We start from the raw sequence: 17617 nt of genomic DNA, 5'->3' as shown, positions 1-17617 counted from the left end.
AGATTATTCTTCGCAACTATAAACGTTTGTATCCTTGACTTAAATATTGATTTTTAAGAATTGAGTCGAACTTAGATTAAGTGTTTGGATATTGTTCACAAATTAAAGTTAGGTTTTAATGTGTTAAATCAAAAAATAGATCCTTATAACGCTTTAGAGGCAAAAACCGAAGCTCAAAAATTATCTTTTGCCCCCATCGTTTTTCATACGGCGCGTACATTACGTGACTTAGGCATACTGGCTGCATTAGATAATGCTGGCGAAAAAGGTTTAAACGCAGAACAAATTGCTCAAGAAACGAGCGTGTCAGAGTATGGCGTTAAAGTATTACTCGATATGGCCATCAGTGCCCACATTGTTTTATGGGATAAACCGAATTATTCATTGGCTAATCTAGGCATTTTTTTGCTGCATGATGGGATGACGCAAGCCAATATGGATTTCACGGCAGACGTTTGTTATGCCGCCATGATGCACTTAACCGAATCGATCACCGAAGGCAAGCCTGCTGGTCTGAAAGAACTCGGCGATTGGGATACCATCTACCAAGGTTTATCGCGTTTGCCCCAGCAAGCTAAAGAGAGTTGGTTCAAATTCGATCACTTCTATTCCGATCGTTCTTTTCCTATTTTGCTGAAAGAAGTGTTTCGTAAAAAACCGAAACATTTGGTCGATATTGGTGGCAATACGGGTAAATGGGCACTGCAATGTTGTCACTATGATTCAGACGTTGAAGTGACGATTGTGGATCTGCCACAACAGTTGGAAATGGCGATGGCTAACGCGCAGCAACAAGGTTTTACGCAGCGTATTCATCCTTTTCCAGCCAACATGCTCGATAAAGAACAACCGTTACCAAAAAATGCGGACGTGTGGTGGATGAGCCAGTTTTTAGACTGTTTTTCGCCAATGGAAATTTTGAGTATTTTAAAACGCGTTCGCGCCAATCTTTCTGCATATTCGACGGTTTATATTTTGGAACTGTTCTGGGATTCACAGAAGTACGATGCGGCTTCTTATAGCCTCAATGCCACCTCTTTGTATTTTACCTGCCTTGCAAATGGTAATAGTCGCTTCTATCGCAGCGAAGATTTCTTAGAAATCGTTCAAGCAGCAGGATTACAGGTGATCAAACGGACCGACAATATTGGCCTTGGCCACACCTTGTTAGAGCTAAAAGCCCAAGCTTAATTAAAATCGATGCGAGTCAATTCATGAATAAAGAGATAACTCAAGTTGTTATCATTGGTGCGGGCCCTTCGGGTTCGACTGCCGCGGCATTACTCCATGCGCAAAACATACGCGTGTTGGTTATCGAAAAAGCACTTTTCCCACGCTTTTCTATTGGCGAAAGCTTATTACCTGCTTGTATGGAAGTGATAGAAGCGGCGGGAATGTTACCTGATGTTATGCGTGCGGGTTTTCAATATAAAAATGGTGCTGCCTTTCGAAAAAATGGTGTGTACGCTCAGTTTGATTTTACCGACAAATATTCGAATGGGCCGGGAACCACTTTTCAGGTACAGCGCAGTCAATTTGATAAAGTATTAGCGGATTCTGCTGTTAAGCAAGGGGTTGAAATTCGTTATCAACATCAACTGACGAATATCGAATTTGAAGAGAATAAATCACAATTATTGGTGACGGATCAACACGGTATAACGTATCAAATTGAAGCCGACTTCGTGCTGGATGCCAGTGGCTTTGGCCGAGTATTGCCTAAGTTACTCGATTTGGAAGAGCCATCGTGTTTACCTCCGAGAAAAGCCATCTTTACCCATATCATTGATCATATCTCCCCTGAACAACCAGACTACGACCGAAACAAGATACTGATCTCCGTCCATCCGCGTAATCCTGACGTATGGTACTGGCTCATTCCTTTTTCTAACGGCACATGTTCATTAGGTGTTGTCGGTGAACCGTCGTTTTTTGACGGCTATCCAAGTGATAAAATTGCGGCGATCCAGCAATTGGTGAATGAAATGCCTGAGCTGGCGGAACTGCTTTCGAAGTCCGAATACCCTAATCCTGCTGGTGAGCTAGGCGGCTATTCTGCAAATGTTAAGCAGTTGGCCACGGTAAATTATGCGTTATTAGGCAATGCTGGTGAATTTTTAGACCCGGTGTTTTCATCAGGTGTAACGATAGCCATGAAATCGGCTCAGTTAGCGGTGTCTTGTGTTGTACGCCAACTAAAAAAAGAAAGTGTAGATTGGCAGCAAGAGTATTCTCAGCCATTAATGGTCGGAGTGGATACGTTCCGCACTTATGTGGAAGGTTGGTACAACGGCATGTTACAAGAGGTGATTTTTTACCAAACGCCCAACTCAAGAATAAAGCAGATGATTTGCTCTATTCTTGCAGGATATGCTTGGGATAGTAGTAATCCTTATGTCGCTGAGCATCAACGACGCTTATCAAGTTTAGCTGAAATTATTCGTACTTCATCTCATTAATAATATCCGCACCGAAATTATGTTTTGGTGCGGATATGCATCTCACATTTTAATTTTATGGGTTTATTCTCTTGTAAGATTATTCCTACACCGCATTAACGTGTTGATAAATATGTATTTTAATCAATTTTGTTCTGATGCCCTATTCTTGGCAATGAGGAGCAGGATCGTTAAACTAGTTGGATATTGGAATCAATATCACGAGAATGAATTTGTTACGTATCTACTTGCTGTTAATTTTAGCAATTAACTTACTTTTTAATACTGTTTATGCCGCCGATTATTTATCAGATTCGGAACGTACCTATTTAAAAACAAAAAAAGTCATTGTAATGGGTGTATTGTCTGAACCTTGGCTACCTTATTGGGGCGGTATTGAGAATACAATCGGTATTCAACATGATTATGCGGTAGGAATAGGAAAAGAGCTTGATGTCAAAATTGAATATCGTAGCTATCAATCGATAACTGATCTTGTTGCTGCTGTGCATGGTGGTGATGTGGATTTTGCTATTGGTTTTAGCAAAACAAAAGAGAGAGAAAAAAACATTTTATTCAGTTTGCCGCTCTATAATAACCTACGAGTGATTTGGCTAAGGGACAAAAAATTAAATCAGCAAGATATGAATCATTTGAAATGGGTTTGCGTACAAGGTTCATCTTATTGTGAAACATTAGAGCAGAGCCATTACCCACACATATTACTAGCACAAAGTTTCTTAGAATCAGCAGAAGTGATGAAGCAAGGTTTAGCCGATGCAACGATAACCAACTATATATCACTCAATCATTATATCAGCCCTAATTCTGGATATGACGGTGAGATTATTGCAGATGGTCGATTAGGTGTCGAAATAAATAGAATCATTTTGCCGATGGGAAATAATGAATTAAAAAGCATTTTTGATAAACTCATTCTTGCTGAAGCAACAGGAAATACAGCTAATAAGATAGACTCGACTAATGTTTATTTTTTGAATAATAAAGATAGCCTAAAATTATTAAGTCAAGAAAATAGCAATCAAATTGTCAGATACACCATAGAAGAAGATATATATCCACTCTCTTATTGTGATGAGGGTGATAATCAGGTGAAGGGATATGTCCATGATTTACTCAAGCTCATTGAGTCAAAAAGCTTTCTTAAATTTCAGTATGTGCCGGCCAATGGTAGAGATATTAGACAAATGCTTATCGATAATGAAGTCGATTTATTGCCTTCATTAAATGTCGATGACATCGATAATCGTGATTTTATAGCGACCCCACCTTACACTAATTTACAATTTGGTTATGTGGTCACTAAAAAGCCTTTTCAACAGAAAAAATTAGCGATATTAGATCGTACTGGTTACTTATATAGCCACTTAAAAATCTATGAAGATAATAAAAAAGTTAAAGTTTATAGAGATCTTAAAAAGGTTATTCTAGATTTAAAATCAGGTAAGATAACTCATGCCTTAATGAATCAAGATATTATAAATCAGCAAATGGCATACCTTGGTGATAAGTTTTTGATACTTCCAGCAATAGATAATGAAGGTTACTCTATTAATATCGGTATGGTCTTTCGAAAGGATGAGTCGATATTGTTTGAAATGCTCAGCCGATCTTTAACTATGGTAACTGAGTCTGAGATTAATGCACTAAAATCACTCCATAAGAAAGTGAATGTGAATTATGGTTATGATAAGCAGCAAGTTACAATCTATTCTTTGATTGCAATGTGTATTTTTTTGTTTTTATTATTATTTGGGATAATTATATTTTACAAGTTAAAAAGTTCCTTAAAATACAGTCAAATCAGTTCAAAACTTTCAGAAGTTCAAGTGCAATGGCTGACAGATTTGCTCGATAAAATACCCAGCATGATCTTCATTTCAGATGTGAATGGGAAAGTAGTGTTATCTAACCGTTCATATAAGCAATGTAGCAAGGCTTCTCTAATTAGTGATGATGTGAATTGCCTCATATGTACTGGCATCGGATCTGTCGATCTGTCGAATAAACACTATCAGATTGATGAGAAATATTATGTCATTAATCATGAATCGATTGCGCATCCCAAGAGTGGGGATACTCATTACTTGACCGTTTGCAGTGATATCACAGAACTCAAGCTCTCAGAATTAGCATTACGTGATTCTAATAATAAGGCACTAGAAGCTGTAGATGCGAGGAATCATTTTTTAGCTGTAATGAGTCATGAGCTTAGAACGCCAATTGCGGCCATGCTAGGGTTGATGGAGATTTTATCAACTCGAATTAAAAACGATGAGAGCCGTTTGTTATTGACGAATGCAATTCGTTCTGCCGAGAGAATTAAGCACCATGTCCATGAGATTTTAGATTTTTCAAAAATGGAAGCTCAGCAATTACAATTAGATATACGCCAGCATAATATTTTAGAAGAGTTATGTCCCACCATTAGAAGCTTTGAAGCGAGTGCTAAGTTGAAAGGCGTTGAGTTCGTTGTTGATTGGGTGCCGACAGCTATTATTTACGCAAAGTTTGATGCATTACGCTTAAATCAGGTTCTTACCAATGTATTAGCCAATGCTGTTAAATTCACTACGGCAGGTACGGTTTCCATCCACGTTGAATTGACGGAAGAACAGATAGTCTTTGCCGTAAAAGATACGGGGTGCGGAATGAATGAAGCGCACTTGGATTCGTTATTTAAGCCATTCATGCAAGCGGATAAAACCATTACTCGCCAATATGGCGGTACTGGGCTTGGTATGTCAATAGTATCGAATTTAGTCAATCTAATGGATGGTCATATCACGGTTTCCAGTACGCTGAATGAGGGGACTCAAGTAACGATAGTGCTTCCCATTTGTGGTGAGCCGCTGTCTGAACCGTTGAGTCAACGTAACTACCGTTGCACTAACGAACGCATTATCGAGTGGCTGAAGTGTTGGCAGGTTTCGGTAAGTCAAGGTGGTGTATCCTTGGTCGATTTTGACGCGATAATGACCAAAAAACATCTCTATCCTGACCTGCTTATTGATAAGATAAAAGATAGTGAGCAAGTGCTGGTTCAACCAAAAAAAATGAAACTTTGCGGGCATGTTTTGGTGGTTGATGATGACGCTATTAACCGTTTGTTATTAAAAAAACAGCTGCATGAACTTGGTGTACAAGCAACCATCGTTGGTGATGGAGAAGAGGCATGCCATCTTTTACAAAGCGAAGACAGCCAGTTCGATTTACTACTAACGGACTGCCATATGCCTAAAATGGATGGTTTCGCTTTAGCAAGATTTGTTAAAAATCATATTCCGCAAGAGAGATATAAGGTGGTTATCGGTTGTACGGCAGAAGACTCACGGTTGATCGCAGAGAAGGCTTACCAGTCTGGTATGGAACACGTGTTGTATAAACCCTACTCGTTGGCGTCGCTGTATACTATGTTGAGTGGTTATCTTTCTATGTATCCTTTAGTAAATGTTGACTCAAAAAGCTGGCTTGAGAGCTTTTTACCGAGTGAAAAAAGTGAAATTGCTTCTGTTGTGGCAGAATCTTTAGCGGCCGAGGTCGATAGACTCGAAAAGCATGATTCTGATTACAAAATGATAGCCCATCGTGTTAAAGGCTCTGCCGGAGCGCTTCAACTGGATTATCTCGCGAGTCTTGCGGTTAGCTTGGAGCGCGAATTAGAACCACAAGCTGTTGTATCTGCAAAACAACGACTGATAATGGAAATGAAAATCGTGATTACACAAGCACAAGAATGGTTAGATAAACAGCAACGAGTAGATGACGAATGAACATTTTGATTGTCGAAGATGATCGAATTCAAGCCACGAGTTTGAAACTGAAACTCAGACAGCTTGGGTTGAATAACGTCGATATTGCAGCAAATGGACACCAAGCGTTGGCTTTATGCTTGCGCAAAGAGATATCGCTGGTTTTTTGTGATATTCATATGCCGGAAATGGACGGAGTTACGCTTTTGTCGATGCTTGGGGATAAACATCCTTCACTCGGAATTATTATATTGAGTGCTGTTGACGATGCCGTGTTAGACCTTACTTATAACATGTGCTGTTTAGCGAGCTTTAATTTTGTCGATGTTTTACGAAAACCCTATTCTATTGAGCAACTTGAAACCGTGATTCATGCGTTTCATGTGAAGTGTGAACAACAGGCCGCAAGCATTACGCCTATCTCATTAGGGTACAAAGAGATAGAAACAGCATTCAGTGAAGATTGGTTATTCAATTACTATCAACCTCAGTTTGATTTTAAAACGGGTGCCATGGTTGGAGTCGAGGCACTTGTCCGATTAGATCACCCAGTTCATGGTGTATTAAGCCCTGCGCATTTTCTGCCTCTTATTGAAGAGCTGAATTTGATGGATAAGCTGTTTTTAATTGTTTTGGATAAAGCATTATCGGCTTTAGGTAGTTTGTCAGCCGATCTCCAGTTATCAATCAATATCTCCCAGAGTAATTTACAACAGCTGATCTGTGACCCTATTCTTACTCTCTGTCACAAATACGCGTTTCCCACTGATAAACTCACGCTCGAGCTGACGGAAGATCATGTCTATAACGGTACGACAGCATCACTGGCTAATCTTGCGCGTTTAAGAATGCATGGTGTTGGTTTATCCATTGATGATTTTGGCACAGGCTACGCCTCTCTAAGTCAGCTCTCGAAATTACCCTTTACAGAGCTTAAAGTAGATCAAAGCTTTGTCCGTGATCTCTCCACCAATTATAAAAACCAGCAACTCACCAACATGTGCTTATTGCTAGCGCAATCCTTAGGCTTGCATTGTGTTGTCGAAGGTGTGGAGGACGAAGATACTTGGCAATATTTACGTCATTTAGGCGTGGATACTTGCCAAGGTTATTATTCGGCGATGCCGATGCCGATTGGCGATCTCGCTGAACTGTATAGCAAAAATATCAGCAAGCAGTTAAGCCATCAAAGTATTGAAGATGGTGTGTATTGCTTATTAGTTGGAGAAAATTCGACTAGCGCTAATGCCCTAAGAAAAATGTTGATGAGAGAAAAACGCGTTACGCAGGTGGTCGTTGCCAGTGATCTCGCTTGCGCTGTAAAGAGATTGCGTGATTTACCTTTTAATTTAGTGGTTGTGGATAGCTACTGTAGTAAAGACGCTAGTTTGCAGTTGCATCAGCATATTGAATCGATGAATTTTAAGGGAAGACTTATTTTTCTCAATGAATATCATGAAGCAATATCTGCAGAACTTGCACATGCGCGCCACATTGTGAAATCAGCTGCATTGACTGACACCATTCAGAGCATAATGGGGGAAGTTGGGCGAACAGTTAATTTTCAACCTAGTTTTCGACTCAATGAAAGACTATCCAGCAGAGAGTTGAGTGTGGCAAATTTGTTGATTCAAGGTTTGACCAATAAGCAGATAGCTAATCAACTGGATATTAATCAGAAGACAGTCAGTACTTACAAAGCGAGAATTCAAAGTAAATTGGGCATTCGTTCGGCCATGGAGCTGATTCGTTACATTGAGCTCGATCATCTTAGTGCCAGTTTGAGCATCGCGTAAACTGAATGTCGATTTGCGTAAGTATTAGATTACACTTTTCGGTGAAAGTGTTTATTTATTATTACCAATCAACACGTTGTTAATTTATTGTTAATCAATTTTAGTGACACTCTTCACGGATTTTATTTTTAGATGGCAGGATTATCCCTTTAAGTTAGATCTAACGTAACTAAGATGTTAAAAAAAGGCTGATTTTCCAGTGAAACGTGCTGAAAATGTACTCAACACTAGATGATTTAGCACTATGGTCTGACCAGATGGCGCTTGGTAACTTTAATTCACTGAGTTTGAGTTAATTGTTGGGCTATTTATCTATTCCATTAGGTAAACCATGGAATTATGCATTTTTTTGCTACGATTTTATGGCAAATTACTTCAATGGTTGCTAATGTGTGCCGCTATCCTTAGGAGTTTTTAGATTTTTCTGCTTAGTTTTTGCGCTAAATAAATCTAAAGTTCTAGCGATGCTAGAGAGCTCTCAAGGAAGTCATGGATGCAAAAATAAAAACTTGGAGTTTATGCATGTATAAAAATAAAATCACCCAAGCCCTTCTTCTAGGGGCGAGTATGGCAGTGGCTGCCACTTCTACTTTTTCTCTCGCGGCTGATGTTCCAGCCGGCACTAAATTGGCCAAAGTTCAGGAGCTCGTTCGTGGTAACGGTACTGAAGTCGCCACACTCGATCCTCACAAATCCCAAGGTGTTCCTGAGTCGCATGTAATTCGTGACTTATTGGAAGGGCTTGTGAACCAAGACTCGGATGGTAAAACCATTCCTGGTGTCGCAGAAAGTTGGGAAACGGCAGACAACAAAACATTCATTTTCCATTTGCGCAAAAATGCAAAATGGTCAAATGGTGATCCTGTCACGGCTGGTGATTTTGTTTTCAGCTTCCAGCGCGCCGTCGACCCTGTAACGGCTTCTCCTTACTCTTGGTATATGGAATATACCAAGATGAAAAATGCCAAAGAGATTATCGCAGGAACGAAAGACAAAAGTGAACTTGGCGTTAAAGCTAAAGATGACCATACACTCGTTGTTGAGCTTGAAGATGCTGTGCCTTATTTCGTCATGATGATGGGCCATACAACCGTGAAACCCGTTCATAAAGCAACCGTAGAAAAGTTTGGTGACCAATGGACCAAGCCTGAGCATTTTGTTGGTAACGGTGCCTACGTTGTTGATCAATGGGTTGTCAATGAGCGTTTAGTACTAAAGCGTAACGAGCAATACTGGGACAATGGCAAAACAGTCATTAACAAAGTTACCTTCCTGCCTATTGAAAACCAAGTATCAGAAATGAACCGTTTCTTATCAGGCGAAATCGATTTCACCAATGAATTGCCAACAGAGCACTTCAAGCGTCTGAAGAAAGAACACCCGGAATCAGTATCGATTCAGGGTAACCTATGTACCTACTACTACATTTTTAATACCAAAAAAGCACCATTTGACGACGTTCGCGTACGTAAAGCGATTTCTTACGCTATCGACCGTAACATTGTGAGTGATGCGATTTTAGGTCAAGGCCAAAAACCAGCTTATTTCTTAACACCTGAAATTACGGCTGGCTTTAATCCTCAAATGCCAGCATACGGCAAGATGACGCAAAAAGAGCGCGATGCAGAAGCGGCAAAATTGTTAGCTGAAGCGGGCTTTAATAAAGACAACCCACTGAAATTCAGCCTCCTCTACAATACATCGGAAAACCACAAAAAAATCGCTGTAGCACTGGGTTCTATGTGGAAAAAAACGTTAGGTCTTGACGTTGTATTAGAGAACCAAGAGTGGAAAACGTATCTAGATTCTAAAGATCAAGGTAACTTTGAAGTGGCACGCGCTGGTTGGTGTGGTGACTATAATGAAGCGTCTTCATTCCTAACCTTAATGGTGAGCAATAACACCACGGGTGGTTTGCACTACCAAAGCGCTGAATACGATGCAATTATTGAAAAAGCGTTGAAATCAACCTCAGAAGAGGAGCGCACTAAGCTATATCTGGATGCTGAAAAGCAATTAACTAAAGATATGCCAATTGCCCCTATCTATCAGTATGTTAAATCTCGTTTAGTATCTCCTAATGTAGGCGGCTTCCCGGTGAATAATGCGGAAGATAAGATCTACTCAAAAGATCTTTATATCACAGCAAAGTAAGTCCACTTACGCTGATAAAAATATAACGACTTAGACACTGCATGTAGCTATCTTCAGATAGTAATTTACATGCAGCGTCTTTCTAATTTTCATTGTCACAGACTGAAAGAGTGAGTTTATGCTTAAATTCATCGCAAAAAGGATATTGGAAGCGATACCAACCATGTTGGTGTTGATCACGGTATCTTTCTTTCTCATGCGTTTCGCTCCTGGTAACCCATTCTCAAGCGAACGTCCTTTACCACCGGAAGTGATGGCCAACATTGAAGCCAAATATGGCTTAGACAAACCTGTGTCTGAGCAATACTTCACCTACTTGACCAATATTTTGCAAGGTGATTTTGGCCCATCATTCAAATACCAAGATTATACGGTGAATGAATTGATCGCCGTTGCCTTGCCTGTCTCGGCAAAAGTCGGCTTTATCGCTTTTATTTTTACCGTTATCGCGGGTGTTTCCATTGGCACGATTGCCGCACTAAAACATAACACTTGGATTGACTACACCATCATGTCGACGGCAATGATTGGCGTGGTGATGCCGTCGTTTGTTCTCGCCCCAGCTTTAATTTATCTCTTCTCCTTGCATTGGAAAATATTCCCAGCTGGTGGTTGGTTAGATGGAAGTTTCCAATATTTAGTACTGCCAGTGCTGGGTATGTCGATGCTCTATATTGCCACCTTTGCCCGTATCACCCGTGGCTCAATGATAGAAACACTCAACAGTAACTTTATTCGCACGGCACGCGCGAAAGGATTGAGTTATCCCTATATCGTTGTTAACCATGCTTTGAAGCCTGCTTTACTGCCTGTTGTGTCGTACATGGGGCCTGCGTTTGTCGGTATTATTACGGGGTCTGTGGTGATTGAAACGATTTTCGGTCTACCGGGTATCGGTAAGCTGTTTGTTAACGCTGCATTTAACCGCGATTACTCATTGGTGATGGGTGTAACCATTTTAATTGGTTTCCTATTTATTCTTTTCAACGCCATTGTTGATATTTTGCTTGCGGTCATTGACCCGAAAATTCGCTACTAACAGGGACGTATGGTTATGTTAACGAAAAGAGAAAACCTAGCCGCGGTTGAGAAGTTTTCTGAAAACTTAGAAATAGCTGGCCGCAGCTTATGGCAAGATGCGCGAATTCGCTTTATGCGTAACAGAGCGGCAATGGTCAGTTTGTGTATTTTGACGATGATGACCCTTGCGGTGATCGTACTACCGATGATGGCCCCGTATACCTATGACAATACGGACTGGTATTCAATGCACGTTGGGCCCAATGCGGATCATTGGTTCGGCACCGATAGCCTTGGGCGTGATTTGTATGTGCGTACCTTAGTGGGTGGGCGAATTTCGTTGATGGTTGGCGTAATGGGCGCGTTGGTTGCTGTTCTGATCGGCACACTTTATGGTGCGGCGTCGGGCTTCATTGGCGGTAAAGTAGACCGCATTATGATGCGTATTTTGGAGATTCTATACGCTGTTCCTTTCATGTTCCTTGTGATTGTGTTGGTGACTTTCTTTGGCCGCAATATCGTACTTATCTTCGTCGCTATCGGTGCAATTGCATGGCTTGATATGGCGCGAATTGTGCGTGGCCAAACCTTGAGCCTACGCAGCAAAGAGTTTATTGAAGCGGCACATGTGTGTGGCGTCAGCAACTGGAAAATTATTACACGTCATATTGTGCCAAACGTGTTGGGTATTGTAGCGGTCTATTCGACGCTGTTGATCCCAAGTATGATTTTGACAGAGTCATTTTTATCTTTCCTTGGTCTTGGTGTTCAAGAGCCGATGACAAGCTGGGGAGCACTTCTACAAGAAGGTTCACAAACAATGGAAGTCGCTATTTGGCAACTTGCTTTCCCAGCCGCGTTCATGGTGGTCACCCTGTTTTGCTTTAACTATGTCGGTGATGGTCTGCGCGATGCGCTTGATCCTAAAGACCGATAATTAAAAGATTAAGGAAGCAATAATGAGCTTATTAGATGTCAAAGATCTGCGGGTCGAATTTACCACTCAAGATGGTATTGTTACCGCTGTCAACGATTTAACTTTTTCACTGGAGCAAGGCGAAACCCTCGGTATCGTAGGGGAGTCTGGCTCTGGTAAATCGCAAACCGTGTTCGCTATTATGGGCCTACTTGCCAAAAATGGTATTATCACGGGTAGCGCAAAATTTGAAGGGAAAGAGATCCTCAATTTGCCAGAAAAAGCCTTGAACAAAGTGCGCGCTGAACAAATTGCGATGATCTTCCAAGATCCAATGACGTCACTGAATCCTTATATGAAGGTCAGCGAGCAGTTGATGGAAGTGCTGATGCTGCACAAAGGAATGAGCAAGTCGGCTGCGTTTGAAGAGTCGGTACGTATGCTAGAGGCGGTTAAAATCCCCGAAGCGCGTAAGCGAATTACCATGTATCCGCATGAGTTTTCTGGCGGTATGCGTCAACGCGTTATGATTGCAATGGCGTTGTTATGTCGGCCTAAGTTACTGATTGCCGATGAACCCACCACCGCATTGGACGTAACGGTGCAAGCCCAAATTATGGATTTGTTGAATGAACTCAAAAGCGAATTCAATACCGCCATTATCATGATCACCCATGATCTGGGTGTGGTTGCGGGTTCATGTGACAAAGTATTGGTAATGTATGCAGGGCGTACGATGGAATATGGCTCTGTGGATGAGATTTTCTACAACCCGAGTCACCCTTACGCTGAAGGTTTATTAAAAGCCATTCCTCGTTTGGATACGGAAGGTGAAATATTACCAACGATTCCTGGAAACCCACCTAACTTGCTACGATTGCCACCGGGTTGCCCTTATCAAGAGCGCTGCCACCGAGTGACAGAACGCTGTAAACGTGAAGCACCTATTTTATTGCCATTTGCCGATGGTCGCCAACGTGCCTGTTTTTCTGATTGGGAGGCTTGGGTTAAATGAGCGAACAAAAACCATTATTACTGGATGTAAAGAACCTCAAAGTTCACTTCAACATTGCCTCTAAATCCGCGTGGCCGTGGTCTAAACCATCCAACCTAAAAGCCGTAGATGGCGTTAATGTGCGCCTATATGAGGGTGAAACTCTCGGTGTAGTAGGCGAATCAGGTTGCGGAAAGTCTACTTTTGCGCGAGCGATCATTGGTTTAGTCGAAGCCACCGAGGGTGAAGTGGTGTGGCTAGGAAATGATTTGACGAAAATGCATGAGGTTGAGCGTCGCAAAACCCGTAAGCAAATTCAGATGATTTTCCAAGACCCACTGGCGTCATTGAACCCAAGAATGTCGGTTGGCGATATTATTGCAGAGCCACTTCAAACCTTTTATCCAGAACTTTCGAAGCAAGAAGTAAAGGATCGTGTAAAAGAGATGATGACAAAAGTCGGTTTATTGCCGAACGTCATTAACCGTTATCCCCATGAATTCTCTGGTGGTCAGTGTCAACGTATTGGTATTGCCCGTGCGCTCATTTTAAAACCGAAAATGATCATCTGTGATGAGCCAGTTTCTGCTTTGGATGTTTCAATCCAAGCGCAGGTGGTTAACCTGCTCAAAGAGCTGCAAAATGAGCTTGGTTTAAGTTTGGTTTTTATTGCCCATGATTTATCGGTAGTTAAACACATCTCTGATCGTGTACTCGTGATGTATTTAGGCAATGCGGTCGAGCTTGGCACCTCTGAGGCGTTGTTTGCGAATCCATCACACCCTTACACCAAAGCTTTGATGTCGGCTGTGCCAATTCCAGATCCAAAACTGGAGCGTGCTAAGAAAATTCAGATGCTAGAAGGGGATTTACCCTCGCCAATCAACCCGCCTTCTGGATGTGTTTTCCGTACCCGCTGTCCTCAAGCGACGGAAATTTGCGCACAGCAAAAACCGCAGATTAAAGGTAGTGATGAACATGCTGTGTCTTGTTTGCATGTTGAACTCTAAATTTAGCCTGTGACAGGCTTAAGCGCGACGCATTTCTGGGTCGCGCTTTTTTTATCTGTGCGCTTAGCGGGGTAAATCGCACTGTTCAAAATTTCTGAATAACAAGGACAACTTCCTCCGGTTTTACCATTTTCTATCCTACTTATAATAAAAAAGTCATCGGAATGAGGAGTGGAGATCATGGGAAAATTAGTTGAAGGCGTCTGGCACGATGTTTGGTATGACACCAAAAGCAGCGCTGGGCATTTTGTACGCGAAGACGCAGGATTCAGACACTGGGTCGACAGCCAGTCAGATGCACGATTTCAACCAGAATCGGGCCGTTATCATTTGTATGTCTCTTTGGCATGCCCTTGGGCTCACCGTACATTGATTTTTCGCCAACTCAAATCACTCACCGAACACATTGATGTTACGGTCGTTTGTCCTGACATGCTAAGTGAAGGCTGGTCTTTTGGCATTCCTGAACCTCTGTTCGGCTATACCAAGCTCCATCAAATCTACACCAAAGCAAAGGTAGATTATTCAGGGCGAGTAACTGTACCTGTGTTGTGGGATAAGAAGACCAATACCATTGTTAGCAATGAATCTTCTGAGATTATTCGCATGTTTAACAGTGCATTTAATGAGTTAACGGGTAACCAGCAAGACTACTATCCGCAAGCACTCAGCAAAGCTATCGATGAATGGAATGCGTATATCTACCCCAATATTAATAATGGCGTTTATCGATGTGGGTTTGCGACCACGCAAGAGGCTTATGACGATGCTTATGATGCACTTTTCACTGCGTTAGATAAGGTCAACAACCATCTAGCAACGCATCGTTACTTGATCGGTAACCAGATCACCGAGGCGGATTGGCGTTTATTCACTACACTTATCCGTTTTGACGCTGTTTACGTCGGGCATTTTAAATGCAATAAACAGCGGATCGCCGATTATGAGAACTTAAGCGGTTACTTAAAAGAGCTGTACCAAATCGACGGGATCAAACAAACGACCGATTTTTACCACATCAAACGCCACTATTATTTCAGCCATATCGGCATTAACCCAACGCAAGTGGTACCTAAGGGGCCGGATCTTGATCTTGATACGCCCCATGAGCGCGGCTTTATTGGGTTATAACGAGGGTGGAAGTGTGCTATAAAAAAGGCTCTTATGTGATACATAAGAGCCTTTTAATCAGCAAGTTAAGCTAAGAATTTTATTTTGTTTCTTGGCTTGCTTGAATCGCCGTTAACGCGATTGTGTAAACAATATCGTCAACCAACGCACCGCGAGACAAATCGTTTACTGGTTTACGCATGCCTTGCAGCATTGGACCGATAGAAACAAGGTCTGCTGAGCGTTGTACCGCTTTGTAAGTTGTATTACCTGTGTTTAGGTCAGGGAAGACAAATACCGTTGCTTTACCAGCGACTGGAGAGTTTGGTGCTTTAGAAGCCGCCACGTTTTCCATGATTGCAGCATCGTATTGCAGAGGACCGTCGATAATAAGATCTGGACGTTTCTCTTGAGCAATGCGCGTCGCTTCACGCACTTTATCTACATCAGCACCTTTACCTGATTCACCCGTCGAGTAGGAAATCATCGCCACGCGCGGGTCAATGCCGAATGCTGCCGCAGAATCGGCCGATTGAATCGCAATTTCAGCAAGCTGTTCAGCATTTGGATCTGGGTTGATGGCGCAGTCGCCGTATACCAACACTTGATCAGGCAATAGCATGAAGAAGATAGAGGATACAATCGAGGCATTTGGCGCGGTCTTAATGATTTGGAATGGAGGAACAATGGTGTTGGCTGTGGTATGAACCGCACCAGAAACCAAACCGTCAACTTCATCCGCTTCAAGCATCATTGTGCCAAGGAATACTGAATCTTGCAGTTTTTCACGAGCCACAACTTCCGTCATGCCTTTTGAACCACGCAGCTCAACCAAGCGAGCAACGTAGTTTTCGCGCACTGAGTCAGCATCGATAATTTCAACGCCAGCACCTAACTCAACACCTTGCTGCGCAGCAACACGGCGGATTTCATCAGGGTTACCAAGTAGAACACAAGTCGCAATACCGCGCTCAGCACAAATAGATGCCGCTTTCACTGTGCGTGGTTCATCCCCTTCAGGAAGCACAATACGTTTACCTGCACGACGAGCATACTCAGTTAACTGGTAACGGAATGCTGGCGGGCTAAGGCGACGAATACCTTGAGTGCCTTCAGTGAGCGAATTAATCCAAGGACCATCGATGTGGCTAGCAACATGATCGCTGATGAACTCGATACGTTCTTTATCGTCAGCTGGAACTTCTAGGCTAAAGCTTTGTAGGTTGAGTGACGTTTGCCAAGTGTTACCTTGTGCTTTAAAAATAGGCAAGCCGCTTTCAAAGGCTGGTTTACATAGGTTCACAATCTCTTGTGGCATATCGTAACCGCCAGTCAGCAGTACCGCACCAATTTCAACGCCATTCATTGCGGCCAGAGAGGCGGCAACAATCACGTCAGGACGATCGGCCGATGTCACTAAGAGTGACCCTGGCTTAAAGTGCTCAATCATGTGTGGCAAAGAACGCGCACAGAAAGTGATGCTCTTAATACGGCGAGACTTAATTTCACCTTCATTAATGATTTCAGCTTTCAGGTGTTTGGCCATATCAATAGCACGAGTCGCGATAAGATCGATACTCCAAGGCACGCAACCTAACACACGAATTGGGCTAGTGTTAAAGATCTGCATCACTTCTAAATTGGCTTGTTTCGCGCTATCTGCATCATCAAAAATTTCTGATAAGTCAGGGCGAGTACGGCCTGCTTCATCAACAGGGGCATTAAGCTTGTTGATAATAACACCTGAAATGTTTTTATTTTTTGTTCCACCAAAGTTTGAGCACGCAACTTCAATACGCTCTTTCAACTGAGTTGGGTTGTCCGTTCCCGGTGTCGCGACAAACACAATTTCTGCGCCCAGTGTTTTGGCAATTTCTGCGTTCACTTGGTTCGCGAATGGGTGTTTGCGTGTTGGCACAAGGCCTTCAATCAGCGTTACTTCAGAATCTTTATTGATGTGGTTGTAACGCTCAACGACGGTTTCAAGCAACACATCCATCTTTTCGCTACCGATCAACGTTTCTGCCGCTGACATCATCATCGGTTCTGCAATGCTGATGTCGCTGTTGCGACCGATAATCGTTGAAGTGAGATCAGGTTGATCGCCACCCGAGCGAGGTTGTGCAATAGGCTTATAAAAAGAAACGCTAACACCTTTACGCTCCATGGCGCGAAGGACACCCATGCTCACGCTGGTAAGACCAACACCAGCGCTGATAGGGATAAGCATAATAGTACGGGACATGAGTAGAGTACCTCAAACTATTGAAATCAATCTAACCGAAACTAGATTGAAAAAGGAACAAAGCCCAACATGACCTTCTTCGGAAATAAGCCTGCTGACCTAAATCGCTAGAAACTAAGGGTTGAGCCCCGGTAAAAAACTGGCTAACTCAGAGAGTTAGC

General features: G+C 42.3%; 11 protein-coding genes. 10 read left to right on the top strand and 1 reads right to left on the bottom strand.

Translation table 11 applies throughout. The features are described 5' to 3' along the window. Positions 1 to 84 precede the first annotated feature (84 nt). The 10 genes from AACV12_RS03260 (at position 85) to AACV12_RS03215 (ending at position 15232) form a co-directional block, all read left to right on the top strand. On the top strand, positions 85 to 1191 hold the full coding sequence (locus tag AACV12_RS03260) for a class I SAM-dependent methyltransferase (RefSeq protein WP_017045151.1): 1107 nt from the start codon (positions 85 to 87) through the stop codon (positions 1189 to 1191). Between the two features lie 23 nt (positions 1192 to 1214). Further along, the gene (locus AACV12_RS03255) at positions 1215 to 2459 is read left to right on the top strand and encodes an NAD(P)/FAD-dependent oxidoreductase (RefSeq protein ID WP_013856491.1); all 1245 of its coding nucleotides are present in this window, start codon (positions 1215 to 1217) and stop codon (positions 2457 to 2459) included. A 206-nt stretch (positions 2460 to 2665) separates the two neighbouring features. Beyond that, the gene (locus AACV12_RS03250) at positions 2666 to 6232 is read left to right on the top strand and encodes an ATP-binding protein (RefSeq protein ID WP_170900044.1); all 3567 of its coding nucleotides are present in this window, start codon (positions 2666 to 2668) and stop codon (positions 6230 to 6232) included. Then, positions 6229 to 8007 (top strand): EAL domain-containing protein, encoded by a 1779-nt coding sequence (locus AACV12_RS03245; protein ID WP_017048098.1) that lies wholly within the window; start codon positions 6229 to 6231, stop codon positions 8005 to 8007. Before AACV12_RS03250 ends, AACV12_RS03245 begins: the two co-directional genes overlap by 4 nt. A 522-nt stretch (positions 8008 to 8529) precedes the next feature. Further along, positions 8530 to 10161: an ABC transporter substrate-binding protein gene (locus AACV12_RS03240; protein ID WP_170899915.1), complete on the top strand. Its 1632-nt coding sequence runs from the start codon at positions 8530 to 8532 to the stop codon at positions 10159 to 10161. Between the two features lie 118 nt (positions 10162 to 10279). Beyond that, positions 10280 to 11200 (top strand): oligopeptide ABC transporter permease OppB, encoded by a 921-nt coding sequence (oppB, locus tag AACV12_RS03235; protein ID WP_013856495.1) that lies wholly within the window; start codon positions 10280 to 10282, stop codon positions 11198 to 11200. Between the two features lie 15 nt (positions 11201 to 11215). Then, positions 11216 to 12118: an oligopeptide ABC transporter permease OppC gene (gene oppC, locus AACV12_RS03230; RefSeq protein ID WP_026028150.1), complete on the top strand. Its 903-nt coding sequence runs from the start codon at positions 11216 to 11218 to the stop codon at positions 12116 to 12118. A gap of 22 nt (positions 12119 to 12140) precedes the next feature. Then, positions 12141 to 13112 (top strand): ABC transporter ATP-binding protein, encoded by a 972-nt coding sequence (locus AACV12_RS03225; protein WP_010319733.1) that lies wholly within the window; start codon positions 12141 to 12143, stop codon positions 13110 to 13112. Then, the gene (oppF, locus tag AACV12_RS03220; protein ID WP_010319732.1) at positions 13109 to 14101 is read left to right on the top strand and encodes a murein tripeptide/oligopeptide ABC transporter ATP binding protein OppF; all 993 of its coding nucleotides are present in this window, start codon (positions 13109 to 13111) and stop codon (positions 14099 to 14101) included. Before AACV12_RS03225 ends, oppF begins: the two co-directional genes overlap by 4 nt. Before the next feature lie 180 nt (positions 14102 to 14281). Continuing rightward, a complete protein-coding gene (locus AACV12_RS03215; RefSeq protein WP_170899914.1) occupies positions 14282 to 15232 on the top strand; it encodes a glutathione S-transferase family protein in 951 nt (316 codons plus the stop codon). Positions 15233 to 15311: 79 nt separating this feature from the next. Here the strand turns inward: AACV12_RS03215 and pta are convergent, their stop codons facing one another. After that, the gene (pta, locus tag AACV12_RS03210) at positions 15312 to 17456 is read right to left on the bottom strand and encodes a phosphate acetyltransferase (protein ID WP_013856498.1); all 2145 of its coding nucleotides are present in this window, start codon (positions 17454 to 17456) and stop codon (positions 15312 to 15314) included. Positions 17457 to 17617 lie beyond the last annotated feature (161 nt).

The sequence above is a fragment of the Vibrio sp. 2-2(8) genome (assembly GCF_963888495.1).
In the GTDB taxonomy this organism is placed as follows: Bacteria; Pseudomonadota; Gammaproteobacteria; order Enterobacterales; family Vibrionaceae; genus Vibrio; species Vibrio anguillarum.
This window is presented reverse-complemented; position numbering and strand designations above follow the sequence as displayed.

Excerpts from the sequence above, each read along its gene's own strand:
- AACV12_RS03225 (WP_010319733.1), top strand. The coding sequence starts at position 12,141 with ATGAGCTTATTAGATGTCAAAGATCTGCGGGTCGAATTTACCACTCAA.
- AACV12_RS03245 (WP_017048098.1), top strand. The coding sequence starts at position 6,229 with ATGAACATTTTGATTGTCGAAGATGATCGAATTCAAGCCACGAGTTTG.
- oppB (WP_013856495.1), top strand. The coding sequence starts at position 10,280 with ATGCTTAAATTCATCGCAAAAAGGATATTGGAAGCGATACCAACCATG.
- AACV12_RS03240 (WP_170899915.1), top strand. The coding sequence starts at position 8,530 with ATGTATAAAAATAAAATCACCCAAGCCCTTCTTCTAGGGGCGAGTATG.
- oppF (WP_010319732.1), top strand. The coding sequence starts at position 13,109 with ATGAGCGAACAAAAACCATTATTACTGGATGTAAAGAACCTCAAAGTT.
- AACV12_RS03255 (WP_013856491.1), top strand. The coding sequence starts at position 1,215 with ATGAATAAAGAGATAACTCAAGTTGTTATCATTGGTGCGGGCCCTTCG.
- pta (WP_013856498.1), bottom strand. The coding sequence starts at position 17,456 with ATGTCCCGTACTATTATGCTTATCCCTATCAGCGCTGGTGTTGGTCTT.
- AACV12_RS03250 (WP_170900044.1), top strand. The coding sequence starts at position 2,666 with ATGAATTTGTTACGTATCTACTTGCTGTTAATTTTAGCAATTAACTTA.
- oppC (WP_026028150.1), top strand. The coding sequence starts at position 11,216 with ATGTTAACGAAAAGAGAAAACCTAGCCGCGGTTGAGAAGTTTTCTGAA.
- AACV12_RS03215 (WP_170899914.1), top strand. The coding sequence starts at position 14,282 with ATGGGAAAATTAGTTGAAGGCGTCTGGCACGATGTTTGGTATGACACC.